A 20386-nucleotide genomic window follows, 5' to 3' on the forward strand; every position below is an offset into this window, starting at 1 on the left:
CCCCGCCAAACCCAAAAAAGGCGGTGAAACCCATATGGATATCCCCATGGAGGACATTCAGGCCATCTTACAGGCCTATCCCCCGGAGCAGCGGTTCAGCCTGGCCATGCTCCAGGATATGCAGCACAAGTTCAACTACATCCCCCGGGAGGGCATGGAGGCCCTGGCGGCCTACCTGGGCTGTCCCCTGTCCTCCCTGTACGCCATGGCCACCTTCTACAAGGCCCTGAGCCTCAAGCCCAAGGGCAGGCACATCATCAAGCTGTGCGACGGCACTGCCTGCCACATCCGGGGCTCCACCACCCTGCTGGACGGGGTGCGGCGGCTGCTGGGCATCGATGCCGGGGAGACCTCGGAGGACGGGCTGTTCTCCCTGGAGCTGGTGAACTGCCTGGGCTCCTGCGCCCTGGCCCCGGTGATGGTGGTGGACGGCACCTACTACGGGCGGGTGACCCTGGAGAAGCTGCCCAAAATTCTGGACCAGTACCGGGAGGTGGAAGGCCATGAGTAAAACGGTATTGGTGTGCTGCGGCACCGGCTGCCTGGCCAACGGCAGCGCCAAGGTGGCGGAGGCCTTCCGCGCTCTGCTGGCGGGCACCGGCCATCAGGTGGAGTGCCTGGTCAAGGAGACCGGCTGCCAGGGGTTCTGCGAAAACGGCCCCATGGTGCGCATACTCCCCGACGACATCACCTACTACAAAGTGAAGCCCGCCGACGCCGCCGAGATCGTGGCCCAGACGGTGGAACAGGGTCAGCCTGTCACCCGGCTGCTGGCCAAAAACGACGCCGGTCAGCCGGTCACCCGCCGGGAGGACAATCCCTTCTTTGCCCCCCAGGTGAAGGTGGCCCTGCGGAACGTGGGCATCATCTCCCCCGCCAGCGTTGAAGATTATGTCAACCGCGGCGGATACAGCGCTTTGAAAAAAGCCCTGACCATGACCCCCGACGAGATCATCACCCAGGTGGAACTGTCCGGCCTCCGGGGCCGGGGGGGCGCCGGCTTCCCCACCGGCCGGAAGTGGCGCACCGCCGCCGGGTATGACAATTTCCCCAAGTATGTGGTGTGCAACGGCGACGAGGGCGACCCCGGCGCCTTCATGGACGGTTCCATTCTGGAGGGGGACCCCCACAGTGTGCTGGAGGGCATGGCCATCTGCGCCCTGGCCATCGGGGCGGAGACCGGCTTCCTCTACATCCGCGACGAGTACGCCCTGGCGGTGGCCCACATCAAGGAGGCCATCGCCAACGCCGAGGCAGCGGGCATTTTAGGTGATCACATCCTGGGATCTGACAAGAAATTAAAACTCTCCGTTGTCAGAGGCGGCGGCGCTTTTGTGTGCGGCGAGTCTACGGCGCTGATGGCGTCGGTGGCTGGACGGGTGGGCGAACCCCGGGCCAAGTACATCCGCTCGGTGCAGCGGGGCCTGTGGGACCAGCCCACGGTCCTCAACAACGTGGAGACCTTCGCCAATATCCCGGTGATTTTGGACCGGAGCGGAGCGGAATTTGCCAAGCTGGGCACCGATGGGTCCAAGGGCACCAAGGTGTTCTCCATGGTGGGCAAGGTGAAGCGCACCGGCCTGGTGGAGGTGCCCATGGGGGCCACCCTCCGCCACCTGATTTTCGACATCGGCGGCGGCATCCAGGGGGACCGGCCCTTCAAGGCGGTGCAGACCGGCGGCCCCTCCGGCGGGTGCATTCCCGAGGAGCTGCTGGACCTGCCGGTGGACTTCGACACCCTGAAAAGCCACGGGGCCATGATGGGCTCCGGCGGCATGATCGTCATGGACGACCGCAGCTGCATGGTGGAGGTGGCCCGGTATTATGTAAAGTTCCTCTCGGAGGAATCCTGCGGCAAGTGTACCCCCTGCCGGGAGGGCTTGAGGCACATTCTGGCCATCCTCACCGACATCTGTCAGGGCAGGGGCCAGCTCAGCGACCTGGACCTGCTGGAGGAGCTGTGCCGCACCCTGGCGGACAGCTCCCTGTGCGCCCTGGGCAAGTCGGCCCCCAACCCGGTGCTCACCACCCTGAAGTATTTCCGGCAGGAGTACGAGGCCCACATTCTGGAGCACCGCTGTCCGGCAGGGGTGTGTACCGCCCTCACCAGCTTTGCCATTGACAAGGACAAGTGCGTGGGCTGCGGGGCCTGTAGCCGGGCCTGTCCCGCCGGGGCCATCTCCGGCGGCGTGAAGGAGCCCCATGTCATTGACCCCGCCCGGTGCATCGCCTGCGGCTCCTGCCGGGAGGCCTGCAAGTTCGGCGCGGTGGAGACGAAAGGCAAGGTGGCGGGATGATCATTACCATTGACGGAAAACAGTGCAGCTGTGAGAAGGGGGAATTTCTCCTCCAGGTGGCCCGGCGCAACGGCATCTACATCCCCACCCTGTGCCACCACGAGGCCCTGCCCGGGCAGGGCTGCTGCCGGGTGTGCATCGTGGAGGTGGACGAGGGCAGGGGCCCCAAGATCGTGGTGTCCTGCGTCTACCCGGTGGAGCGGGAATGTACCGTCTCCACAAACAGCCACAAGGTCCGCCGCCAGCGGGGGATGATTCTGTCCCTCCTCCACAAGCGGGCCCCGGACAGCGAACTGATTGCCCAGATGTGTACCCACTACGGCGCGCCCCCGCTGGAGCGGCTCAAGCCGGTGGACAGCGGCAAGTGCATCCTGTGCGGGCTGTGCGCCCGGGCCTGCGCCGAGCTGAGCGTGGGGGCCATCTCTACGGTCAACCGTGGAGTCACCAAGGAGGTAGCCACCCCCTACCACGACGAGAGCCCGGTGTGCGTGGGCTGCGGCTCCTGCGCCAGCGTGTGCCCCACCGACGCCATCCCCCTCACCGAGACGGCGGACACCCGCACCATCTGGGGCAAAACCTTTACCCTGGTGCGGTGCGCCCAGTGCGGCGCGGTGATCGGCACGGCGGAGGAGCTGGCCCTGGCCGCCCAAAAGGCGGGCGAGGAGCCGGAGACGCTGTGTGAGCGCTGCCGGAAGGCCGCCCTGGCCCAGGTGCTGGCCCACACCTACGGGGACCAATAACAGCACAAAAAAGCCCGGCGCGTCGTATGACGCGCCGGGCTTTTTATGTTTGATGATCTTACCCCAGGTAGGCCAGGGGGTTGACGGCAGTGCCGTTGATCTGTATCTCAAAGTGGCAGTGGTTGCCGGTGGACCGGCCGGTGGAACCCACACGGGCGATGGGCTGGCCCTGGTAGACCTTTTCGCCGGTGGAGACCAGCAGGCTGGAGCAGTGGGCGTACAGGGTGCGCTTGCCGTTGCCGTGGTCGATGACCACATAGTTGCCGTAGCTCCAGTAGCTGCCGGTACCGGTGCCGGACCACACCACGGTGCCGCCGTCGGCGGCCTTGATGGTGGTGCCGTAGGAGGTGGCGATGTCCAGACCGCTGTGGTAGCTGTAGGAGCCGAAGATGGAGCGGTAACCAAAGCTGGAGGTGATGTTGCCGTACACCGGCCAGATGTAAGTGCCGGTAGGCAGCCAGGAGGGCCGCACCTTGGTGCCCACCGCGATGACCTTGTTGGTGGCCTCACGGGTGACCTGGGTCTCCAGCACCGTGCGCTCCTGCTCCACGCCGTTGAGGTAGGACACATCGGCGGTGACCACCTGCTCGCCGGGCACGCCGGCGTCCAGTACCCTGGACTCACCCTGGTACATGGAGTCGTCCTCCACTTCCACCACAGGGCAGGCAATCTCCTCGGTGTAGGTCACGTGATCCACCGTCTTAACGGACAGGAAGGGGATCTCTTCCTTCACGTTGACGATCTGACCGATGTAAATGCGGCTGCTGTCCACACCGGGGTTGAGGGCCTCCAGCTCGGACAGGGTCATGCCGTTGGCCACGGCGATGTCCACAAAGGTATCGCCCTGCTGCACCTCATAGGTGGTCTGGCCGTTCTGATTGGCGGTGAGGGCGGCCACCATGGCGTCGGCATCCTGGTTGACGTCGGAGGCGGTGTACTCGTGGGTGATGTACACGCCGGAGGTAAACTCGGCGGAGATGGTGTTCTCATTGATATAGGGGGCCTTCACCTGGTCCAGAACGATATCCAGAGTCTCACGGTCCTGGGCGGCGCCGATAAACTGGCCGTTGACGGTGAGCACATAGTTCTTCATCACGTCGCCGATCTGATCGAAGAGATAGGTCTCAAACTCAGCGGCGGGGGTAATGTTCTCCTGCTCAGCCAGGGCGAAGGAGTAGGCAATATCACCGTCCAGAGTGTAGTCATATCCCAGGATCTGCGTGGCCCGGGCCTCTACCCGATCCACCGCGTCCTCAAAGACCTGAGGAGAGGTGACGGTGCCCAGAGCCACGCCGTTCATCTCCACCACATAGGCGGGGGTGTAAACGGAGGTGACCACAGCGGCCACGCCCACAACGGCGGCCACAGCCAGGAAGTGGAAGGGGCTGATGATGCGGCGGCCGCCGGCAGTGGCGGCGTCGGTCCAGTGCTGGAACCGCTTGGCGCCGGTGCGGAACGCGGCGCCGGCAGCCTGGGCCTTGGCCCGGAGACGGGCGGTCAGGCTCTCAGTCTCCCGTTCCTGTGGAATATGAAGGATCTCGTCCATGGGGGGATTCCCCTCCTATATCGTGGAATATCAATGAGTCTGTATCCGGTCTGTATCCGATCGGTAACAGCCGGAAACGAAAAGGTTACAAATGGTTACAGTCGTAATGATACACGCATCTGATCCAAAAGTCAAGGCTTTCCGGGAAAAGCGAACAGTTTCTCTCCCTGTGGAGAAAGGAATTTTCACACCACGACATCTGGTGGATAGGACAAAAAAGGAACCGCCCCACCCCCAAGACCGGCGGTTTTCCGCCCCTGTCCGCCAAACTTTTTTGTCAATTTGCCGGAAGCCTTCCATATTTAAAAAACCGGAGCACCCTGACGAGTGCTCCGGTTTCCGTAAGTAACTGATTAAGCCAGCGCAGCAGTGATAATAGCCATAGAATAGACCTCCTGGGCGTTGCAGCCGCGGGACAGGTCGTTGATGGGGGCGTTCAGGCCCAGCAGCACGGGGCCGTAGGCATCGAAGCCGCCCAGACGCTGGGCGATCTTGTAGCCGATGTTGCCGGCGTTGATGTTGGGGAAGATAAAGGTGTTGGCCTGACCGGCGACCTTGGAGTCCTTGCACTTGGTCTCAGCCACCTTGGGAGACACGGCGGCGTCGAACTGCAGCTCGCCGTCCACGGCAAAGTCGGGATTGGTGGCCAGCACCTTCTCGTAGGCGTGACGCATCTTGTCCACGGTCTCGCCCTTGCCGGAGCCCTTGGTGGAGTAGCTCAGCATAGCCACCTTGGGGTCGATGCCGAAGGTACGGGCACAGTGGGCCACCTCGGTGGTGATCTCCACCAGCTCGTCCTCGGTGGGATCGATGTTGATGGCGCAGTCGCCCATGGCCAGCACGGTGTTGTTGCCCACGCCCTCACGGACCAGGATGAAGCAGGAGGACACGATCTTGTTGCCGGGCTTGGTCTTGATCAGCTGCAGGGCGGGACGGACGGTGTCGGCGGTGGAGTAGGTGGCGCCGCCCAGCAGGCAGTCGGCCACGCCCACCTTCACCAGCATGGTGCCGAAGTAGTTGCCCTTCTTCAGAGCAGCGCGGCACTCATCGGGAGTCATCTTGCCCTTACGCAGCTCCACCATGGCGTCCACCAGCTTATCCATCTCGGGATAGGTGGCGGGGTCAATGATCTCGGCGCCCCGGATGTTGTAGCCGGCCTCCTCAGCGGCGGCCTTGACCTCCTCCTCGTTACCGATGAGCACGGGAGTCAGGAAGGTACCGGCCAGCAGACGGGCGCTGGCCTCCAGGATACGGGGGTCGGTGCCCTCGGTGAACACGATGCGCTTGGGGCTCTTCTTCAGAGTGTCAATCAGGGTCTGAAACATATGAATAGCCATGGGAATCTCCTCCATTTCAAAGTTCCGTACTTTTGCCAAATACTTGGCGGTATAGCTATTATACACCTGCTCTCAGGACAATCACAAGGACCAGTACGAAAAAATATTGTGGAAAAATCCGCTTTACTTTTGGTATTTTTGCAATTATACTATACACACTGTTTTTTAGGAGAGGTGTGCTATGACTTCTGATTTTTCCCGCTGCCTGTCTCTGCTGCGGCAGGAGAAGGGCGCGTCTCAGCGGGCGGTGGCCAAGGACCTGGGCATCAGCCAGGCGCTGCTGTCCCACTATGAAAACGGCGTCCGGGAGCCCGGCCTGGCCTTTGTCATCAAGGCCTGCAACTACTATAACGTATCCGCCGACTTCCTGCTGGGCCGGACCCTGAGCCGGGACGGCACAACCATCGCCGCCGAGGAGCTGTACGACTACTCCACCGAGAAGGACAACGTGCTCCACGGCTCCATCCTGGCCACCCTGAACAAGAAGCTGCTGGTCAACTCCACCGGCGTGCTCTTTGACCTGCTGGGCAAGACCGGCAAGAAGGAGGCCATCAACGCCGCCGCCGACTATCTGGGCACCGCCATCTATAAGCTGTTCCGCCACCTCTACCGGGCGGACGGCACCCAGAACGAGGACTTTTTCTCCGTCCCCGCCCGGCAGTTCACTGCCGGGGTGCCCTTTGCCGACATGATCTGCGCCGAGGCCGACTACACCGAGGCCCTGGCCGCCCACGTCAAGGACAAGGGCAACTTCCCTCCCATGAACAACGACGCCCTGATGGAGAACTATCCCGGCCTGTACCAGTCCCTGCTCCAGATCATCCACAATACCGGCGAACGTATCAACCGCCGGACGGCAGAGCGCCGGGAGAAGTAACAGACCTTCCCCCCACCCCATCACCAAAATCACATCATTACGGGAGGTATGACCTCGTCCTCCCAAACTCCATATCCTTCGCTTTCCCCTGACGGGCAAAGCTCACTCATTCCGTTGCTCGTCCTCTCCAAATCAAACCCGCTGCGCTGGGCTTTGATTTGGTTCATCCCCCAACTGGAGGTTTGTCTATGACTGATCAATCCAAGATTCGTAACTTCTCGATCATTGCTCACATCGACCACGGCAAGTCCACCCTGTCCGACCGGCTGATCGAGCAGTGCAACGCCGTGACCGCCCGGGAGATGGAGTCCCAGCTGCTGGACAACATGGACCTGGAGAAGGAGCGGGGCATTACCATCAAGGCCCGGGCCGTCAAGCTCAACTACGCCGCCGAGGACGGCAACACCTACGAGCTCAACCTCATCGACACCCCGGGCCATGTGGACTTCAACTACGAGGTGTCCCGGTCCCTGGCCGCCTGCGAGGGCGCCATTCTGGTGGTGGACGCCGCCCAGGGCATTGAGGCCCAGACCCTGGCCAACACCTACCTGGCCATGGAGCACGACCTGGAGATCCTGCCGGTGGTCAACAAGATCGACCTGCCCGCCGCCGACCCCCAGCGGGTGAAGGACGAGATCGAGAATATCATCGGCATCCCCGCCCAGGACGCCCCCGAGATCTCCGCCAAGGTGGGCATCAACATCCCCGCCGTGCTGGAGGACATCGTGAAGAATGTCCCCGCCCCCAAGGGGGACCCCAATGCCCCCCTGAAGGCCCTCATCTTTGACAGCCAGTACGACGCCTACCGGGGCGTCATCGTCTACTTCCGGGTGATGGAAGGCACCATCAAGACCGGCATGAACGTAAAGCTGATGGCCTCCGGCGCCACTTATCAGGTGCTGGAGTGCGGTCACCTGCTGCCCCTGGGCATGGAGAGCTGCAAGGAGCTCATCGCCGGCGAGGTGGGCTACTTCACCGCCTCCATCAAGAATGTGAAGGACACCCAGGTGGGCGACACCATCACCGGCGCCGATTCTCCCGCCAACCAGCCTCTGCCCGGCTACCGCCCCGCCCGGGCCATGGTGTACTGCGGCATCTACACCGAGGACGGCTCCAAGTACCCCGACCTGCGGGACGCCCTGGAGAAGCTCCAGCTCAACGACGCCTCCCTGTCTTTCGAGCCGGAATCCTCCGTGGCTCTGGGCTTCGGCTTCCGCTGCGGCTTTTTGGGGATGCTCCACATGGAGATCATCCAGGAGCGGCTGGAGCGGGAGTTTGACCTGGATCTGATTACCACCCTGCCCTCCGTTATTTACCGCATCACCAGGACCGACGGCAGCGTGGTCATGGTGGATAACCCCCACAACTACCCCGATCCCGCCGTCATTGAAATGGCGGAAGAGCCCTACGCCAAGGTGTCCATCGTCTCGCCCCCCGACTATGTGGGCAACATCATGCCCATGTGCCAGGAGCGCCGGGGCGAGTACAAGGATATGCAGTATCTGGACACCAATCTGGTGGAGCTCCACTACTCCATGCCTCTGGGGGAGATCATCTACGATTTCTTCGACACCCTGAAGGCCCGCACCAAGGGCTATGCCTCTCTGGACTATGAGATGGACCGCTACGAGCCCTCCGAGCTGGTGAAGGTGGATATGCTCCTCAACGGCGACCAGGTGGACGCTCTCTCCTTTATCGCCCACAAGGACAAGGCCTATCCCCGTGCCCGCCGTCTGTGCGAGAAGCTGAAGGAGAACATCCCCCGTCAGCTCTTCGAGGTTCCGGTCCAGGCCGCCATTGGCGGCAAGGTCATTGCCCGGGAAACCGTCAAAGCCATGCGCAAGGACGTGCTGGCCAAGTGCTACGGCGGCGACATCACCCGAAAGAAGAAGCTGCTGGAGAAGCAGAAAGAGGGCAAGAAGAAGATGCGGAGCCTTGGTACGGTTCAGATCCCGACAGAGGCGTTTATGGCCGTGCTTAAATTGGACGAAGAATAAGGCAAAAGACCTGCTGCATGATTGCAGCAGGTCTTTTTTGTATCCGCCTCCTCAGCTGAGGAACAGCTCCACATCCTCCACCGTCAGACCGGTCTGGAGGGCCAGGTTGATGCCGAACCCCACCACCTTGGCCAGGTCGGTGACCCGGGCGTCGATGTCCCTGGGGGTGACCATCAGCCCCTCCCCCGCCCCCTGAAGGGCCTGGGGGTCCAGATGGGCCTGACCCGCCTCAGCCAGCAGGTCGGCGGCCAGGGTGGCCCCATCCACCACCGTGGGCACCCCCACGGCGATGACAGGCACCCCCAGGCTGGCCCGGTCCAGGGCCGCCCGGGCGTTGCCCACCCCGGAGCCGGGGGTGATGCCGGTATCGGCCAGCTGGACGGTGGTACACACCCGGCTTAGGCTGCGGGAGGCCAGGGCGTCCACCGCGATGACGCAGGAGGGGCGGATCTTTTCGGTCACCGCCCGCACCAGCTCCCCGCTCTCCACGCCGGTGGTGCCCAGCACCCCCGCCGCCAGAGCGGCCACCGGCCGGAAGGAGCCGAAGTGCTCCGGCACCTGCTCCACCAGATGGCGGGTGACCATGGTGTGGTCGGCGGCAGCGGGTCCGATGTTGTCCGGGGTGATAGCCCGGTTGCCCAGCCCCACCACCAGGGCAGGGGCCCCTTCCGGCAGCTTGAGCAGGACTTTCAGCTCCGCCGCCACCGCCCGGGCCGCCCGGCCAAAGGCGTCCTCCTCCCGGCGGACCAGAGCCGACAGGTCCACCGTCACGTAGGTGCCCACCGGCTTGCCGATGGCCTTTGCCCCCCGGTCATCCAGCACTTTGACCGTGGTCACCGGGTAGCCCTCCCGGGTGGATTCCTCCTGAGTCACGCCGGGCAGCTCCCCGGTATTGCCCCCCTCCCGCCACAGCTGGGCGGCCTCCAGCGCCAAATCCGTCCTTCTTTGTTCCATATGCGTCCTCCTGTACACCCCAAGATATGGTGTTTTGTATGCTGCTTGCCTCTATTTTTTGCGGAGAGCGGCCCCATATACAAAAAAAGTGAAAAAACCTAAAAAAAACTGTTGCAATTTCTCTTGCTTCCTGCTAGAATGTAAAAATGCACAGGCAAACTATGTGTATTTACTATCGTCATCGGAGGAGGTGTTTGGTTTGCCGAATATTAAATCTGCCAAGAAGCGTGTCCTGGTGAACGAGACCAAGGCCATGCAGAACAAGGCTGCGAAGTCCGCTCTCAAGACCGACATCAAGAAGTTTGAGGCTGCGCTGGCTGAAGGCAACCGCAGCGAGGCCGAGGGCGCTTACAAGGTGGCCGTTAAGGCGGTCGACAAGGCCGTGGTTCATGGTCTGCTGCACCGGAACAACGCTGCGCACAAGAAGAGCGCCATGACCATCAAGCTGAACAAGCTGGCCTGATCTGTGGTCAACATGAAACCGCCTGCCATGCAGGCGGTTTTTTGCTGCCCAAACGGGACCGGCCGGTTTCTCCCCTTGCATTATCTTCCATTTTATGGTATATCTAAAAGGAACCTGTGTCCGGGAGGTGGGCCCATGCCCAAAGAGCTGCTGAAAAAGAAGCCGGTGAAATTTGCGCTGGAGATGGTGGACATTTATTTCTCCAAGCACATCTCCCGCTCGGCGGCGGAGCTGGCCTACTTTCTCATCCTGTCCTTTTTCCCCCTGCTCATCTGCATCAATGCTTTTATCAGCCTGCTGCCGGTGGATCTGGAGGAGATTTTGGCTGCCGCCTCCCCCCTGCTGCCCAGGGCGGCCCGGGATATTCTGATGGAGTATGTGGGCTATATCACCACCAATCAGTCTCCCGGCCTGCTCATTGCAGGGGTTTTCATGACGGTGTTCTTTGCCTCGGCGGCCTTCCGGGCCCTGATGAACATTATGGAGGAGATCTATGGCCGTAAGGGCTACCGGGGCCTGCGGCAGGTGATCGCCAGCGTGCTCTTTGCCCTGCTGCTGCTGGTCACCATCTTCCTCTCTTTAGTGGTGCTTCTCACCGGCGGCTGGCTCTTCCAGGCGGCGGAGCGGCTGCTCCATCTGGATACCAACTCCCTGCCCTGGGACTGGCAGTGGATGCGCTTTCTGCTCCTCTTTCTGCTGGTATTCCTCTTCGTGATGCTGGTGTATCGGGTGGCCGCCCCCCAGGGCAAACCACGCCCGCCGGTGATGACCGGGGCCTTTCTGACCGCGGTGGTGCTCTCCATCTTTTCCATCCTGTTTTCCTGGTTCATCGGCCTGTCCTCCCGGTATTCCCTGGTGTACGGGTCCCTGGCCTCCATCATTATCATGCTGGTGTGGCTCTACCTGTGCGGCAACATCCTCATCATCGGCAACATCTTCAACTGCGTGTGGTACAAGCACAAAAAGCTGAAGCTGCTGAAAGATTTAAAAAAAGAAGAGAAATAAAAAGGGCCTGTTGCAAAATGTGCAGCTCGTACAAAGACCCGTCATTCCGAGAAAAACGGCCGCCCACCGGGCGGCCGTTTTTCGTGGGAATCCGTCCCTTTTGCCGGGGAAACGGATTGCCACGCCAGTGTGCGCACTGGCTCGCAATGACAGGTTTGTGCAAAACAGCTATTTTGCAACAGGCCCTTTTTTATCGGTTATTTTGCTTCCAAATCTCTGCTAATCCCAGGAAGGTCAGGTGAGGCTCCCAGGCGGTGGAGATGGAGAGCAGAGGGCGTACCAGAGTGCTGTTGCCGCCGGTGAGCACCACCGTCAGGGGGCCCAGCTCCTCCTCCAGCCGCCTGACAATGCCCTCAATGGCCCCGGCGGCCCCGTAGAGAGCGCCGTACTTCATGCAGGACACGGTGTCGGTCCCCAGCAGCCCCTCCGGCGTGGACAGGGTGATGGGGGGCAGCTGGGCGGCCCGGGCGGACAGGGCCTCCAGGCCCAGAGCCAGGCCGGGCAGGATCATGCCGCCCCGGAAGAGGCCGCCCCTGTCCACCACCGACAGGGTGGTGGCGGTGCCCATATCAAAGACTGCCACCGGGGGCGTATAACGGGCCAGAGCGGCCACGCAGTCCACCACCCGGTCCATGCCCAGGTTGGCGGTGTCGTAGCCGCTGAGATCCAGACCGGTGTGGGTGGTTTTATCCACCACCAGGACAGGCTTTCCGGTGATGGCCTTCAGCCCCTCCCCTACCGGGCCGGTAAGGGCGGGCACCACCGAGGAGAGAACGGCCCCTTTGGCCTCCACCCCCTCCAGCAGATCTTGGAGAGATGCGGTCCAGTCCAGAGCGGGGTCACTGGGCAGCTTTTTTACAAAGGCCACCTGATCCCCCCGCAGGCCCGCTACGGCAACGGTGGTGTTGCCAATGTCAACGGTGAGCAGCATCTCAGGCGGGTTGAACGGCAGCGGGAGCTTTCTCCAGCTTGAGAGCCCGCACCATGGGCACGCACACCGCGGGGGTGATGACGGCGGCCACAATGGCCTCGGGCACGCCGTTGGCGGCCACGATGCCCAGGATGAAGCCCAGCACCGCGTCGGCGGGGATACCCTGGGCGGCGGCATAGGCCTCGGTGAAGATGACGCCGATGGAGCCCATGACCAGGGCGGTGTTGGTGAGCGCGCCCACAATACCGGCGATCACCATGCCAACCGTCTGGATACCGGCGTTGGACTTGCGGAAGAGGGTCTTAATGAGGGTGTACACCAGCCAGGGGGTGACGCCCACCAGGATACGGGGCACAAAGCAGATGAACAGAGCCCAGGGGCTGCCCCGGTCCAGGCCGGGCACGGGAATGAAGGGGGAAAACACAAAGGAGGAAAGACCGGGTACCAGCGTATTTTTGATCATGCTGGACAGACCGAACATTCCTCCCAGGAACGCGCCCTTCTTGGGCCCCAACAGAATGGAACCGATGATGACCGGCACATGGAGAATGGTGGCCTTGATCACAGGCAGGTCGATAAGACCCAGGGGTGTAAAGGTGAGCAAAAAGATGATGCCGGTAAACATCGCCAGAATGGCCATACCCTGCACCTGCTTGCTCCGCTGAGACCGGGTGAGCGCTTTTTTCATATTCAATTACCTCCAGCTGCCGTTCCTCTTAAGAGGATACAGCGCATATTTTGGGTGACTGACCACCGATGGGCTGGGACCTGCCGTCTCCTGAGAGTACAGCGGTCCCCGACGGGGACAGCCGCAGATATTATAGCGGTTTTATCCCCAAAATGCAATGGGAATGTGGAAAACTTACTTTGTGTCTGCTATAATTGAGGGACACATCACGGCGGCGGAAGGCCGTCCCTACAGATCATAAGGAGCTTCTTGCTATGCAGTTAAAAGGAAAAACCGTGCTGCTGGGGGTCACCGGCGGCATCGCCTGCTACAAATCCGCCAACCTGGCCTCCGCCCTGGTGAAGCAGGGGGCCAACGTCCAGGTGCTCATGACCAAAAATGCCACCGAGTTCATCGGTCCCCACACCTTTGAGTCCCTCACCGGCAACCGGGTGAGCGTGGACACCTTCGACCGCAACTATCAGTTCCAGGTGGAGCACATCGCTCTGGCCGACCAGGCCGATCTGGTGCTGGTGGCTCCCGCCACCGCCAACGTGCTGGCCAAGCTGGCCCACGGCCTGGCCGACGATATGCTCACCACCACTATTCTGGCCTGCAACTGCCCCAAGATCGCCGCCCCCGCCATGAACACCAAAATGTACGAGAACCCCGTCACCCAGGACAACCTGGACATTTTGCGCAAGTATGGCTGGGAGATCGTGGAGCCCGCCAGCGGCCGTCTGGCCTGCGGGGCCGTGGGCAAGGGCAAGATGCCAGAGCCGGAGGACCTGCTGGAGACCGTCCTCCACGCCCTCAGCCACGAGAAGGATATGACCGGCCTTAAGGTGCTGGTCACTGCCGGTCCCACCCGGGAGGCTCTGGACCCGGTGCGCTATCTCACCAACCACTCCACCGGCAAGATGGGCTACGCCATCGCCAAAGCCGCCGCCGCCCGGGGGGCCCAGGTCACCCTGGTGTCCGGGCCGGTGAACCTGAAAAAGCCCCCCTACATGGAGGTGGTGGACATTGTGTCCGCCCAGGATATGTTTGATGCGGTGACCAGCCGGGCGCCGGAGCAGGATATCATCATCAAGGCCGCCGCCGTGGCCGACTACCGCCCCGCTTCCGTGGCGGAGGACAAGATCAAGAAGAGCGGCAATGATTCCGACCTCTCCCTCCCCCTGGCCCGCACCAGCGATATCCTGGCCTGGCTGGGTGAGCACCGGGTGCCCGGTCAGTTCCTGTGCGGCTTCTCCATGGAGACGAGAGACATGGTGGCCAACTCCAAAAAGAAGCTGGAGAAAAAGCACATCGACCTCATTGCCGCCAACAACCTGAAGCAGGCGGGTGCGGGCTTTGGGGTGGATACCAACGTGCTCACCCTCATCGCCGCCGACGGAGCCAAGGAACTACCCCTCATGAGCAAGGAGGAGGCCGCCCACGCCCTGCTGGACGAAATTATGGGCCGCCGGTGAGGATTCCCCCCTTTTTGCCTTGACGGTAGGGGGAAAAAATGATAGAATAGCCCGCGATAAGGCAGTGATCGGGAAGAGTACCCCCATGTTTCCGCACCAGAGAGGAGCCGGACGGTGCAAGGCTCCGGCGGAGGTGGAGGGAAGGCGCCCGTGAGCCGCGGGGAGGCAATGCCCCGCCGGTCCCCCGCCGTTACCGGGTTCGAGTGCGGACAACTTGTCCGAATTCAGGTGGTACCACGGATTTTTCCGCCCTGAGCTTAGGCTCAGGGCGGTTTTTTCTTAGCCTTCCCCTGGGGGAAGGTGCCCCAGTGCGCACACTGGGGCGGATGAGGGAAACGGTACCATATATGTATAAATTACAAACAAAAGGAGTTTGATTGTACCATGAAAAACACCGAAAAGACCATGGAGCAAATCGTCACCCTGTGCAAGGGCCGGGGCTTCATCTTCTCCGGCTCCGAGATCTACGGCGGCCTGGCCAACACCTGGGACTACGGCCCTCTGGGTGTGGAGCTGAAGAACAACGTCAAGAAGGCCTGGTGGAAGAAGTTCGTCCAGGAGAACCCCTACAACGTGGGTCTGGACGCCGCCATCCTCATGAACCCCCAGACCTGGGTGGCCTCCGGCCATCTGGGCGGCTTCTCCGATCCTCTGATGGACTGTAAGGAGTGTAAGGAGCGTTTCCGCGCCGACAAGCTCATCGAGGACTGGTGCGCTGAGAACAGCGTGGAGCTGCCCAAGCCCATCGACGCCTTCTCCCAGGAGGAGATGAAGAACTTCGTCGAGGAGAACAACATCCCCTGCCCCACCTGCGGCAAGCACAACTTCACCGACATCCGTCAGTTCAACCTGATGTTCAAGACCTTCCAGGGCGTCACCGAGGACGCCAAGAACACCGTGTACCTGCGGCCTGAGACCGCCCAGGGCATTTTTGTCAACTTCCAGAACATCCAGCGCACCACCCGCAAGAAGCTGCCCTTCGGCGTGTGCCAGGTGGGCAAGTCCTTCCGCAACGAGATCACCCCCGGCAACTTCACCTTCCGCACCCGTGAGTTCGAGCAGATGGAGCTGGAGTTCTTCTGCAAGCCGGGCACCGACATGGAGTGGTTCCAGTACTGGCGCTCCTTCTGCAAGGAGTGGCTGCTGAGCCTGGGTATGCAGGAGGAGAACCTGCGGCTGCGTGACCACAGCCCCGAGGAGCTGTGCTTCTACTCCAAGGGCACCACCGACTTCGAGTTCCTCTTCCCCTTCGGCTGGGGCGAGCTGTGGGGCGTGGCCGACCGTACCGACTACGACCTGACCCAGCACCAGAACACCTCCGGCAAGGACATGACCTACTTCGACCAGGAGACCGGCGAGCACTATATCCCCTACGTGGTGGAGCCCTCCCTGGGCGCCGACCGTGTGACTCTGGCCTTCCTGGTGGACGCCTACGACCAGGAGGTGGTGGGCCAGGACAAGAAGGGCAACGACGACATCCGCACCGTGCTGCGCCTCCACCCTGCTCTGGCCCCCTTCAAGTGCGCCGTGCTGCCCCTGAGCAAGAAGGAAGTGCTGGCCGGCCCCGCCCAGCAGCTTCGGGACGAGCTGGCCCGCGACTTCATGGTGGACTACGACGACGCCGGCTCCATCGGCAAGCGCTATCGCCGCCAGGACGAGATCGGCACCCCCTTCTGCATCACCCTGGACTTCCAGACCGTGGGCGACGAGAACACCCCCGCCGACAACTGCGTCACCATCCGTGAGCGCGACTCCATGGAGCAGGTCAGAATCCCCATGGATCAGGTCAAGGCTTATATTGCCGAGCGCGTGAAGTTCTGAGTATAAAGGACAAAAAAGCTCCGGTTCTTTGTGAACCGGAGCTTTTTTCTGTCAAAACCCGCCAAATAGTGATGTTAATTTTTCTTACATCATGTATATTTGTCTAAATCGCACAACTTTTCTTACATAGTTTGATTTATTATTACATAATTGACACACAGCTTCAATGATGATAATATTTTCACAGAAGGTAAAGTTTTTTATCGCCGCAAAAATATTTTTAAAAGGAGTGTCTTTTATGGAACGCAACTTCCAGACCGCTGAGCCCTTCCGCATCAAAGTGGTGGAGCCCATCAAGAAGACCACCCGGGCCTACCGCACCCAGGCTCTGAAGGACGCCCAGTACAACGCCTTTCGTCTGAAGGCCGAGGACGTGTATGTGGACTGCCTCACCGATTCCGGTACCTCCGCCATGAGCACCGAGCAGTGGTCCGCCATGATGCTGGGCGACGAGAGCTACGCCGGCTGCAAGAGCTTCTATAAGCTGGAGGCCTCCGCCCAGGAAGTGTTCGGTATGCCCTACGTCCAGCCCACCCACCAGGGCCGCGGCGCCGACTTCATCATGGCCCAGTATTACGCCAAGCCCGGCAAGTATGCCGTGGGCAATATGCACTTTGATACTTTTCACGGCAACGCCGAGATCCTGGGCGCCATTCCTGTGGACTGCGTCATCGACGCCGGCCTGGACGCCGCCAGCCCCGCCGAGGACTTTAAGGGAAACATCGACCTGAACAAGGTGCAGAAGATCATTGACGAGCACGGCGAGGACGCCATCTCGGTGATCATCATCACCGTCACCTGCAACAACAACGGCGGCCAGCCCGTGTCCATGGCCAACATCAAGGCGGTCAGCGAGTTTGCCAAGGCCCACAACATTCCCGTGGTCATCGACTCGGCCCGTCTGGCCGAGAACGCCTGGTTCATCAAGACCCGGGAGCCCGGCTATGAGAACAAGGACATCAAGGAGATTACCCGGGAGATGTTCTCCTACTGTGAAACCGCTACCATGAGCTCCAAGAAGGACGGCCTGGTGAACATCGGCGGCCTGATCGTCACCCGCAACCACGACTTCTACCTCTATTCCAACGTCCAGGCCATTGTCCACGAGGGCTTCATCACCTACGGCGGCCAGTCCGGCCGTGACATGGAGGCTCTGGCGGTGGGTCTGCGGGAGGCCACCACCGACGAGTACCTGGAGTACCGCATCAACCAGGTCAAGTACCTGGGCGACCGCCTGAAGGAGAAGGGCATCCCCTGCGTGGAGCCCAGCGGCGGCCACGGCATCTATGTGGACGCCCGCCGGTTCTTCCCCCACATCCCCCAGTGCGAGTTCCCCGCCCAGCGGCTGGTGGTGGCCCTCTACGAGGAGGCCGGCATCCGGGCCGTGGAGATGGGCGCCTGCGCCTTCGGCGGCAAGGACCCCGTCACCGGCGAGCCCATCTGGCCCGCTCTGGAGCTGATGCGCATCTCGGTGTCCCGCCGGGTGTACACCAACAACCACCTGGACTGCATCGTGGACGCACTGGAGTACATCTACCAGCACCGTGACGAGTACAAGGGCATGAAGCTGGTTTATGAAGGCCCCATTACCGCTCTGCGGCACTTCACCGCCGGTTTCGAGCTGCTGTAATCACACGGGCCCCGGACCGGGGCCTGACACCGGGTCCCGGTCCGCATTTTTACAACCAGATGGTACAAACTGTACCGGGGAGACCCCCCTCAGCCGGAACAAAGTCAACGTCCGCTTTGTTTGGACAGGCGCGCCTGTGCGCCCGGTCGAACGGCTCAGCGCAAAAAAACCGCGGAAAAGCTGGCACTTTTCCGCGGCTAATGGGCAGAAAACCCATCCGTATGGATGGGAATCCTGAACATCAAATTTAATTATATGCCCATTCTCCTCCTCTGTCAAGGGGCGGATGCGCAGGGCGGCGGCCACCTGCCGCCAGCATCAAATTGAATCTTGTTCCCATGCCGCCGGTCTCCAACATCCCTGTACGCTTGCAAAGAGGATAGGAGGGACAACAAATGGGAAAACCTGACAACACCCTGCAAACCCCTGATCGTGAACAATTCGGCAGCCGGATCGCCTTTGTGCTGGCCTCCATGGGCGGCGCCATCGGCCTCGGCAACATCTGGAAATTCCCCTACCTGGTGGGACAGCACGGCGGCGCAGCCTTCATTGTCGTCTATCTTCTGGCGCTGCTGTTGGTGGCCACACCCGTGCTGATGACGGAATTCGCCATCGGCCGCAAGACGGGCACCAGCTACACCACCGCCCTGAAAAAGCTGCTGCCCGGCAAGAAGTGGTATCTGCTGGGCATCATCGGCGTCATCGCCCTGACCCTGACCCTGTCCTTCTACGGCGGCATCGCCGGCTGGACGGTGGCCTATCTGACCAAGTCCATCACCGGTTCCTACAGCGGCATGGGTGCCGATGAGATCGGCGCCATGTTCGGCAGCTTCTCCGCCGACCCCTTCCAGATGGTATTCTGGCTGGGCGTCATGCTCCTCATCACCACCGTGATCGTCCTGCGGGGCGTCAAGGGCGGCATTGAAAAGGTGTGCAACATCCTGCTGCCCATCATGTTCGTATTCATCATCTTCCTGGCCATCCGGGCCATCATGCTCCCCGGCGCCGACGCCGGTCTGGCCTTCTACCTGATCCCCGACTTCTCCAACCTGAACGCGGAGACCGTCATGGCCGCCATCGGCCAGGCCTTCTTCTCCCTGGGTGTGGGCTGCGGCAACCTGGTGATCTACGGCTCCTATCTGGACCGGAAAAAGACCATCGGCTCCAGTACCATCATGGTGGCTCTGGGTGACACTTCCGCCGCCATCCTGTTCGGCCTGATCATCTTCCCCTCCGCCTTCGCCTTCAACATCGAAGCCGGCATGGGCCCCCCGCTGGTCTTCATCACCCTGCCCGCCATTTTTGCCCAGATGCCCTTCGGCATGGTCTTCGCCTCCATCTTCTTCATCATGCTGTTCTTCGCCTGCCTGACCTCCACCATCTGCATCATGGAGGCCATTGTGGGCTTCCTGGTGGATGAACTGAAGATCGCCCGGAAGAAGGCCACCTGGATCGTGGCCGGCGTGGTGTTTGTCATCGGCTCGGTGATGATGATGTCCTTCGGGCCGCTGGCCGACTTCCTCATCTTTGGCAAGACCATCTTTGATTTCTTCAACGACACCGTGGTGTCCGCCATCCTGCTGCCGCTGGGCGCCCTGCTCATGGTCATTCTGGTGGGCTGGATCCTCAAGCCCAAGACCATCCTGGACGAGATGAACATCGGCGACGGCCTGAAGGTGAACCGCTATTACACCATTACCATCCGCTATATCGCCCCCATCGCCATCATCCTCATGTTCCTGCAGCTGATCGGCGTGATCACATTCTAGCCTCCCTCTTTCATTCAGCCCTCTTCTTATTCCCTGGTGCGGCAGGGCCCGGTTTGGCGCCGGACCCTGCCGTACCTCTGTTTTTCCGCCGCTTCCTCTGGACAATCGGGTGGTTTTGGTTTAAACTGAAATGAAGAAGAAAGGGAGCGCAGATATATCAACTGCCGCCCCAGTGAGGTGAGCCATCCATGGAACAGAAGAAACAGCTGGAATCCGTTCTGCCGCTGATGCGCTTTTTCGCAGAGATGCTGGGACCGGATGCTGAGATCATTTTATACGACGTGGATGACCGGGTGGTGTATCAGGTCCTCAACCCCATGGACGATGAGATGGTACCCGGCAGCGAGATGCGCTCGCTGGAGCGGAACCTTCTGGACTCGAAGATCTATGAAAAAGAAGATTTTATCGTCAATTACCGGGCACTTTCCCGCTCCAAGCATAAGCTGAAATCCGCCACCTTCTTTTTGAAAAACAACCCAGAGCGGCAGCTGCGGGGCATGATTACCGTCAACATCAACGTGGAGCGGCTGGTGGAGCTGCGGGATGCCCTCAATGTAATGATTTCGGGCTATCGGCCCTATGAGGCTCCCGCCGAGAGCCCCTTCTACAACAGCTTTGAGGTATCGGTGGAGGGGCTGGTATCCACCTCTATCCAGGAAGAGCTGGACAGCTTTGGGGTGGAACCCACCCGCCTGAGCTACCAGGAGAAGATGGAGATGGTGCGTCGTTTGGACGAAAAGGGTATCTTCCTGGTAAAGGGAGCCATTGCCGAGCTGGCCTCCGCCCTCAAGACCACCGAAACCAGCATTTACCGCTATTTGAACAAGCTTCAGGAACAATCCTGAACGATTTCATAAAAAACGTGCTGCAAAGGCAG

The 20386-nt window shown here is 61.1% G+C and carries 17 protein-coding genes and 1 other annotated feature; of the genes, 12 read left to right on the top strand and 5 right to left on the bottom strand.

All coding sequences use genetic code 11. From position 1 onward, the window contains the following. The first annotated feature begins 34 nt into the window (after positions 1 to 34). The 3 genes from B5E56_RS10800 to B5E56_RS10810 are packed head-to-tail and all read left to right on the top strand — an operon-like array spanning position 35 to position 3037. Entirely contained in the window at positions 35 to 511 is a 477-nt protein-coding gene (locus B5E56_RS10800) for a complex I 24 kDa subunit family protein (protein ID WP_087326476.1), read from the top strand. Then, positions 504 to 2297 (top strand): NADH-ubiquinone oxidoreductase-F iron-sulfur binding region domain-containing protein, encoded by a 1794-nt coding sequence (locus tag B5E56_RS10805; protein ID WP_087389946.1) that lies wholly within the window; start codon positions 504 to 506, stop codon positions 2295 to 2297. Before B5E56_RS10800 ends, B5E56_RS10805 begins: the two co-directional genes overlap by 8 nt. Beyond that, complete coding sequence (locus B5E56_RS10810) at positions 2294 to 3037, top strand: 2Fe-2S iron-sulfur cluster-binding protein (RefSeq protein WP_087389949.1); 744 nt, start codon at positions 2294 to 2296, stop codon at positions 3035 to 3037. The genes B5E56_RS10805 and B5E56_RS10810 overlap by 4 nt, the downstream gene beginning before the upstream one ends. 58 nt (positions 3038 to 3095) lie before the next feature. Here B5E56_RS10810 and B5E56_RS10815 read toward each other — a convergent pair whose 3' ends face one another. Together B5E56_RS10815 and pta are read right to left on the bottom strand one after the other, a co-directional pair. Next, positions 3096 to 4583 carry a peptidoglycan DD-metalloendopeptidase family protein gene (locus B5E56_RS10815; protein WP_087389952.1) on the bottom strand — a complete coding sequence of 496 codons (1488 nt, stop codon included), beginning with the start codon at positions 4581 to 4583 and terminating at the stop codon, positions 3096 to 3098. Between the two features lie 353 nt (positions 4584 to 4936). Beyond that, positions 4937 to 5920 carry a phosphate acetyltransferase gene (gene pta / locus B5E56_RS10820; RefSeq protein ID WP_087389955.1) on the bottom strand — a complete coding sequence of 328 codons (984 nt, stop codon included), beginning with the start codon at positions 5918 to 5920 and terminating at the stop codon, positions 4937 to 4939. Between the two features lie 181 nt (positions 5921 to 6101). Here pta and B5E56_RS10825 point away from each other — a divergent pair, with 181 nt between their 5' ends. Then, a complete protein-coding gene (locus tag B5E56_RS10825; protein ID WP_087267636.1) occupies positions 6102 to 6797 on the top strand; it encodes a helix-turn-helix domain-containing protein in 696 nt (231 codons plus the stop codon). 188 nt (positions 6798 to 6985) lie between these two features. Continuing rightward, positions 6986 to 8794, top strand: a complete 1809-nt coding sequence (gene lepA / locus B5E56_RS10830) for a translation elongation factor 4 (protein WP_087389958.1) — start codon at positions 6986 to 6988, stop codon at positions 8792 to 8794. A 51-nt stretch (positions 8795 to 8845) separates the two neighbouring features. Here lepA and gpr read toward each other — a convergent pair whose 3' ends face one another. After that, a complete protein-coding gene (gpr, locus tag B5E56_RS10835; RefSeq protein WP_087389961.1) occupies positions 8846 to 9748 on the bottom strand; it encodes a GPR endopeptidase in 903 nt (300 codons plus the stop codon). A 199-nt stretch (positions 9749 to 9947) separates the two neighbouring features. On the opposite strand from gpr, the gene rpsT reads away from it, so the two are divergent. Next, positions 9948 to 10211 carry a 30S ribosomal protein S20 gene (gene rpsT, locus B5E56_RS10840; protein WP_087187261.1) on the top strand — a complete coding sequence of 88 codons (264 nt, stop codon included), beginning with the start codon at positions 9948 to 9950 and terminating at the stop codon, positions 10209 to 10211. A 135-nt stretch (positions 10212 to 10346) separates the two neighbouring features. After that, positions 10347 to 11216 carry a YihY/virulence factor BrkB family protein gene (locus tag B5E56_RS10845; RefSeq protein WP_087389964.1) on the top strand — a complete coding sequence of 290 codons (870 nt, stop codon included), beginning with the start codon at positions 10347 to 10349 and terminating at the stop codon, positions 11214 to 11216. A gap of 190 nt (positions 11217 to 11406) precedes the next feature. On the opposite strand, the gene B5E56_RS10850 is transcribed toward B5E56_RS10845, so the two are convergent. Together B5E56_RS10850 and B5E56_RS10855 are read right to left on the bottom strand one after the other, a co-directional pair. After that, the gene (locus B5E56_RS10850) at positions 11407 to 12147 is read right to left on the bottom strand and encodes a type III pantothenate kinase (RefSeq protein ID WP_087389967.1); all 741 of its coding nucleotides are present in this window, start codon (positions 12145 to 12147) and stop codon (positions 11407 to 11409) included. A gap of 1 nt (position 12148) precedes the next feature. Beyond that, on the bottom strand, positions 12149 to 12835 hold the full coding sequence (locus tag B5E56_RS10855; RefSeq protein ID WP_087187258.1) for an ECF transporter S component: 687 nt from the start codon (positions 12833 to 12835) through the stop codon (positions 12149 to 12151). A gap of 254 nt (positions 12836 to 13089) precedes the next feature. On the opposite strand from B5E56_RS10855, the gene coaBC reads away from it, so the two are divergent. The 5 genes from coaBC to B5E56_RS10880 all read left to right on the top strand — a co-directional run bounded on the left by coaBC (position 13090) and on the right by B5E56_RS10880 (position 20354). After that, positions 13090 to 14289: a bifunctional phosphopantothenoylcysteine decarboxylase/phosphopantothenate--cysteine ligase CoaBC gene (gene coaBC, locus B5E56_RS10860; protein ID WP_087389970.1), complete on the top strand. Its 1200-nt coding sequence runs from the start codon at positions 13090 to 13092 to the stop codon at positions 14287 to 14289. A 55-nt stretch (positions 14290 to 14344) separates the two neighbouring features. Next, positions 14345 to 14546 (top strand) — a binding site (T-box leader). A 127-nt stretch (positions 14547 to 14673) separates the two neighbouring features. Beyond that, on the top strand, positions 14674 to 16110 hold the full coding sequence (locus B5E56_RS10865; RefSeq protein WP_087389973.1) for a glycine--tRNA ligase: 1437 nt from the start codon (positions 14674 to 14676) through the stop codon (positions 16108 to 16110). A gap of 238 nt (positions 16111 to 16348) precedes the next feature. After that, positions 16349 to 17740, top strand: a complete 1392-nt coding sequence (locus tag B5E56_RS10870; protein ID WP_087389976.1) for a tryptophanase — start codon at positions 16349 to 16351, stop codon at positions 17738 to 17740. A gap of 395 nt (positions 17741 to 18135) precedes the next feature. Then, a complete protein-coding gene (locus B5E56_RS10875) occupies positions 18136 to 19509 on the top strand; it encodes a sodium-dependent transporter (protein ID WP_087187254.1) in 1374 nt (457 codons plus the stop codon). A 188-nt stretch (positions 19510 to 19697) separates the two neighbouring features. Continuing rightward, a complete protein-coding gene (locus B5E56_RS10880) occupies positions 19698 to 20354 on the top strand; it encodes a helix-turn-helix transcriptional regulator (RefSeq protein WP_087389978.1) in 657 nt (218 codons plus the stop codon). Positions 20355 to 20386 lie beyond the last annotated feature (32 nt).

The sequence above is a fragment of the Flavonifractor sp. An112 genome, from assembly GCF_002161085.1.
Lineage (GTDB): Bacteria > Bacillota > Clostridia > Oscillospirales > Oscillospiraceae > Flavonifractor > Flavonifractor avicola.